The 4947-nt window shown below is 64.6% G+C and carries 5 protein-coding genes; 2 read left to right on the forward strand and 3 right to left on the reverse strand.

Annotation, left to right across the window (positions count from 1 at the left end):
- Positions 1 to 651, forward strand: a 651-nt coding sequence (locus tag KHQ23_RS25835; RefSeq protein WP_157280133.1) for a VOC family protein, incomplete at its 5' end; no start/stop codon positions are given.
- 9 nt (positions 652 to 660) lie between these two features.
- On the opposite strand, the gene KHQ23_RS25840 is transcribed toward KHQ23_RS25835, so the two are convergent.
- Complete coding sequence (locus KHQ23_RS25840) at positions 661 to 1605, reverse strand: AraC family transcriptional regulator (protein ID WP_073553712.1); 945 nt, start codon at positions 1603 to 1605, stop codon at positions 661 to 663.
- Between the two features lie 105 nt (positions 1606 to 1710).
- Between KHQ23_RS25840 and KHQ23_RS25845 the strand changes: the two genes are divergently transcribed.
- A complete protein-coding gene (locus tag KHQ23_RS25845) occupies positions 1711 to 2949 on the forward strand; it encodes an MFS transporter (RefSeq protein WP_038991881.1) in 1239 nt (412 codons plus the stop codon).
- Here the strand turns inward: KHQ23_RS25845 and hpxE are convergent.
- Both hpxE and hpxD read right to left on the reverse strand, forming a co-directional pair.
- Entirely contained in the window at positions 2926 to 3900 is a 975-nt protein-coding gene (hpxE, locus tag KHQ23_RS25850; protein ID WP_032434521.1) for a molybdenum cofactor-independent xanthine hydroxylase subunit HpxE, read from the reverse strand. The two genes, KHQ23_RS25845 and hpxE, sit on opposite strands and share 24 nt — an antisense overlap.
- Before the next feature lie 11 nt (positions 3901 to 3911).
- The coding region (gene hpxD, locus KHQ23_RS25855; RefSeq protein ID WP_228298699.1) for a molybdenum cofactor-independent xanthine hydroxylase subunit HpxD at positions 3912 to 4947 on the reverse strand (1036 nt) is incomplete at its 5' end.

Consider the following 4947-nt stretch of genomic DNA (forward strand, 5'->3'; position numbering starts at 1 on the left):
CATCCGGGGTGGGGAACCCGTAATGCGCTGAGCTATTTTGGCCTGACGTATATCGAATTCCTCGCCATTGCCGACCCGGACGAACTGCGCGCCGCGACGGACAAATTCCTCCTTTCGCGCGACGCCGCACGGCTGCTGCCGGAGAATGAGGCGCTGTTTCGGGTGGCGCTGCGCAGCGACGACATCGACGCCACCCATGACCAGTTGCGTCGCACAGGGGTGACAGTGTCACCGATTGTCGATGGCCAGCGCAACGATCCGCAGGGCAATATCATCCGCTGGCGGATCTTCACCATCGATGGCGACACTGCCGGGCTGGTCTATCCCTTTGTGCTGCAGTGGGGAGAAGACGACGCCACCCGGCTGACGCGGCTGCGCGCCCAGAGGCTGGACGCGCCGCATCCGCTGGGCGACATTACGCTTGAGCAGGCGGTGTTCGAGGTGGTCAATCCGCAGGCGGTGCGCGATCGCTGGCAGGCGCTGCTGGGCTTTCCGCCACTGGGGGAGCAGGGACTGGACGTGGGCGGCCAGCAATTTATCTTCCGTGAAGGGGCTGCCAACCAGCTGACCGAACTGGTGTTCCGCGTCGCCAACCCGGCGCTTAAGGGGCAGCGCTTTCGTGTCGGCAACGGCGTGTATCGCTTTACATAAAGGCTGACTCTAGCGTGCCGTGGCGCGCAGGGCCCCCGGCGGCTGGCCGGTGATGCGTTTGAAAGCCCGGCTGAAGGCCGCCAGCGATTGATACCCGAGGCTGAAGGCGACTTTTTCCAGCGCCTGGCCTTCATGGGTGATGTACTGCACCGCCAGCCGCATACGCAGCTCGGTGAGATAGCGGGCGGGGGTGGTGCCGGTGGCGGCGAGAAAACGTTCCGCGAACAGCGAGCGTGAAAGACCCGCCTCCCGCGCCAGATCTTCCACTTTCCAGTTGACCCCCGGGCGCTGATGCATGGCGTAGATCGCTTTCGCCAGCCGGGGATCGCGCAGGACCTGTACCCAGCCGGTGGCGTTGCCGCACCCGCACGCTACCCAGCCGCGGACAATCAGCGCGGCCACCACGTCCGCCAGCCGGGCGAGGATCCCGGCATAGCCTGCCTGGCGGGTGAGCGATTCCCGCTCCATCGCTACCAACAGCGGCTGGATCTCCGGCCAGGTGTTTAGCAGGCTGCTGACCTGCATCACCTCGGGCATGGCCTTGACCAGCGGCTGCATGCCGCCGAGCTCAAAGTCCATACAACCGCTGAAAATGACGGCGCGCTCCGGGCAGTCAGGCTGGTCGCCAGCGTTGATACAACTTACCGTGCTGCACACCGTTTCGCTGGGCAGCTGCGCCACATTGACCACCGTGGCCTGCGAATCCGAGAGCAGGGCGTGCCCGTCGCCGTTGGGAATAAATAGCGCATCGCCGCTCTCGAGGGTGAACTGTTCCCCGCTGGCCATGCGCAGCAGCACCGGCCCGCGGCTGATGAAATGGAACTGGGCTTTACCCGCCACGGCGCTAAAGCCGACGCCGAACGGGCGTGCGGTTTCGATGCGCCGGTAGTTAACGCCGGAGAGGCGCATACCGCGCAACAGTTCGCTGGTCAGATCGATGGCAGGCTGGCTCATGGTAATTCCGGACGAATAATCAATAACTGAAGAGTATGCATCATATATCGTCCGAAAGTAAGGCCCTAAGATGACCAGGATGTTAATAAACCTGGAGAGTTGTATATGAGTTCCTGCATAGCTGCTGACGCGAGCCTGTCACCCGCCAAACCTGCCTGGCGCGCCGTCTATGCCCTGGCCCTCGGGGTGTTCGGCCTGATCGTGGCCGAGTTTCTGCCCGCCAGCCTGTTAACGCCGATGGCCAGCAGCCTCGGCGTCAGTGAAGGGATGGCCGGACAGGCGGTCACCGCGACGGCGCTGGTGGCGTTAGTTACCGGCCTGCTGATCGCCACCGCCACCCGCAATATCGATCGCCGCTGGGTGCTGATGTTCTTTTCCGTGCTGCAGATAGTCTCCAGCCTGATGGTCGCTTTTGCCGATTCGCTGGCGTTTCTCCTGCTGGGCCGTCTGCTGTTGGGGATCTCCATCGGCGGCTTCTGGGCGATGTCCACCGCCACGGCGATGCGTCTGGTGCCGGCGGCCCATGTGCCAAAGGCGCTGGCGATCATCTTTTCCGCGGTGTCTGTCGCCACGGTGGTGGCCGCGCCGCTCGGCAGCTACCTCGGGGAGCTGATCGGCTGGCGCAACGTGTTTATTCTCTGTGCGATACCCAGCCTGCTGGCGCTGCTCTGGCAGCTGTGGGTGCTGCCCTCCATGCGCCCGGAGAGCGTCGGGACCTTCTCCACGCTGTTCAGGGTGCTGCGCCGTCCCGGTATGCTGGGCGGCATGCTGGCGACGATCCTGATTTTCAGCGGCCATTTCGCCTTCTTTACCTACCTGCGGCCGTTCCTTGAGACCGTCGCGCAGGCCAGTGTCGAAGGGGTTTCGCTGATATTGCTCGGCTTCGGTATCGCTAACTTTATCGGCACTTCGGTGGCGAGCTATCTGCTGAACCGTAGCCTGCGTCTCACCCTGGCGCTGGTGCCGTTGATGATGAGCGTTCTGGCGCTGCTGATGGTGACGTTTGGCCATCTGACCGTGCTGGCCGGGCTGCTGGTCGCCCTGTGGGGATTTGCCTTCGGCCTGGTGCCGGTGGCCTGGTCCACCTGGCTTGCCACCACCGTGCCGGATGAAGCAGAAAGCGCGGGCGGTCTGCTGGTCGCCTCTATTCAGCTGGCCATCAGCGCCGGGGCCGCCGGCGGCGGGGCGGTGTTTGATTTGCGCGGCGCCAGCGGCGTCTTCACCGGCAGCGGTCTGCTGCTGTTGAGCGCGATGGTGATTGTCTTCGCCGCCGTACGGGTGAAACCGGTCGCCCGCGCCGACCAGCCGGTGACGGGTCGCTTATCCCGCGAGATCGATAACTAAATTGGCCGACAGGCTGCGGGAGCAGCACAGCGCAATATGCTGCTCTGCGGCCTGTTTTTCCGCCTCCGACTGCACGGTATCCCGGTGGTCGACGGTTCCCTCGCGTACCGGCGTCAGGCAGGCGCCGCAGATCCCCATCTCGCAGGAGAGCGGCACCGCGACGCCATGCTCCTGCAGCACCTGGGCGATGGTTTTGTCCCCCGGCACAGGCCAGCGCTCCCCGGTGGAGGTGAGGGTGATGGTGAAGGTTCCGTCCGCCGCAGACGCCGCCGTCGGGGCGGGCGGCTGGAACGCTTCGCTGTGCAATTGTTCCTCTCCCCATCCGACCGCCCGCGCGGTATCGCGAACCCGGGCCATAAATCCGGGCGGACCGCAGAAGTAGACCCGGGTGTCGGCGTCCGGAGCCCCCAGATCCTGCGCCAGCCGCTGGCGCGGACTCTGCCCCTCGTCTGAGCAGTGGATCTGGCAGTTTCCCCCGCTCAGCTGGCGGGCGATCTCGGTGGCGAAGGCGGCCTCCTGCGCACGGCTAACGTAATAGTGCAGCGTAAAGCTGGCGCCGGACGCCGCCCGGGCGTGGGCCATCGCCAGCAGCGGCGTAATGCCGATCCCGGCGGCGAGAAGCACCACATGACCGCCCTCGTGCAGCGGAAAGTGGTTGCGCGGGGCAGAGATCATCAATGGCTGTCCCGGGCGCAGGGTGTCATGAATATAACGGGAGCCACCGCGAGACTGCGACTCGCGGGCGATGCAGAGCAGATAGCGATCCCGTTCGGCCGGGCTGCCGGTCAGGGAGTACTGACGGATCAGCCCGCAGGGAAGATGGAGATCGATATGGGCGCCGGGCGTCCACGCCGGCAGCGGTTGCCCCTCGGCGCTCACCAGACGAACGGCCAGATTTTTCGCGCCCTGGCGCCACAGGCCATCGACCACCACCGGGAGTATGTCGCGCATATGACCTCCACTCATACCAGAAAGAAATCGCCAAAACCCATCTTCTTCAGCCCGCGCCGGTAGGCGATAGAGCTGCGGTCTGCCGGAATATGCGCCTCGAGGGTCAGATCCAGCGGCAACCGTTCCGGACGCTGGGTCTCGACCATCAGGCGGTCCTCTTCAAATACCCGCAGGTTGAACGCATGTACGTCTTCCACCGGCACGTGCAGATCGAAGTTGCGGGCAATAGGGGCAAACATCCGCGTCACCCGGGACGACACCGGCGAGGCGGCGTTCATGATCACCAGCCTGGCGTCGGCGGGAAAATGGATGGTCAGCGTAGCGGTGAACGGCAGATGCATTTCAAAGTGACGCAGCCACTGGAATCCTTCCGGCGCGCGGAAATCAGAGCTGGCCGGGTAATTGCCCACCGAGCTCCAGTAGTCGGCAACAAAGCCGAACGGCGTCTCCTGCGGGGTGTAGTCCGGCACCTGCTGGTTGTCCGGATCGGCGAAGGTATCGGTGTGGATCCACGCGAAGTGGGCGACATCGAGAAAGCCTTCGACCTGGCGGCCGGCAAATCCCTTTACCTCGAAGGCCGGGCAGTTGATTTGCTGAAATCCCGCGTCGTCCCAGTGCGGCATGGTCGGTAACGGCGGCGGATTGTCCGGATCGCAGGCCAGGCAGGTCCAGATCAGCCCGTAGCGCTCCTCCACGGCGAAGCTGGTGAGATGCAGTTTGGCCGGAATGGGTTGCCCCGGACTGGAGGGGATGCGGTTGCAGCGGCCATCCTCGCCAAAGCGCAGGCCATGATAGGGGCAGACGATGCCTTCCTCTTCATGAAATCCCAGGGTCAGCGGCACCCCGCGGTGCGGGCAGACGTCGCGGGCGACCACCACCTGGCCTTTAATACGATAGATAACCAGCTGTTCGTCCAGCAGGGTGGCTTTCACCGGGGCGCCGGCAATATCGCAGGCGCGGGCCACCGGGTGCCAGCAGCGGGCCAGCCGCAGCCAGTCTTCCGGGTCAAAGGTGCAATGGGCGGGGGGCGTGGGGGTGGTTGTCTTC

The organism is Klebsiella sp. 64, from assembly GCF_018223915.1.
GTDB lineage: Bacteria > Pseudomonadota > Gammaproteobacteria > Enterobacterales > Enterobacteriaceae > Klebsiella > Klebsiella pneumoniae.

Coding starts and splice junctions, on each gene's coding strand:
- KHQ23_RS25840 (WP_073553712.1), bottom strand. CDS start 1,605: ATGAGCCAGCCTGCCATCGATCTGACCAGCGAACTGTTGCGCGGTATG.
- KHQ23_RS25845 (WP_038991881.1), top strand. CDS start 1,711: ATGAGTTCCTGCATAGCTGCTGACGCGAGCCTGTCACCCGCCAAACCT.
- hpxE (WP_032434521.1), bottom strand. CDS start 3,900: ATGCGCGACATACTCCCGGTGGTGGTCGATGGCCTGTGGCGCCAGGGC.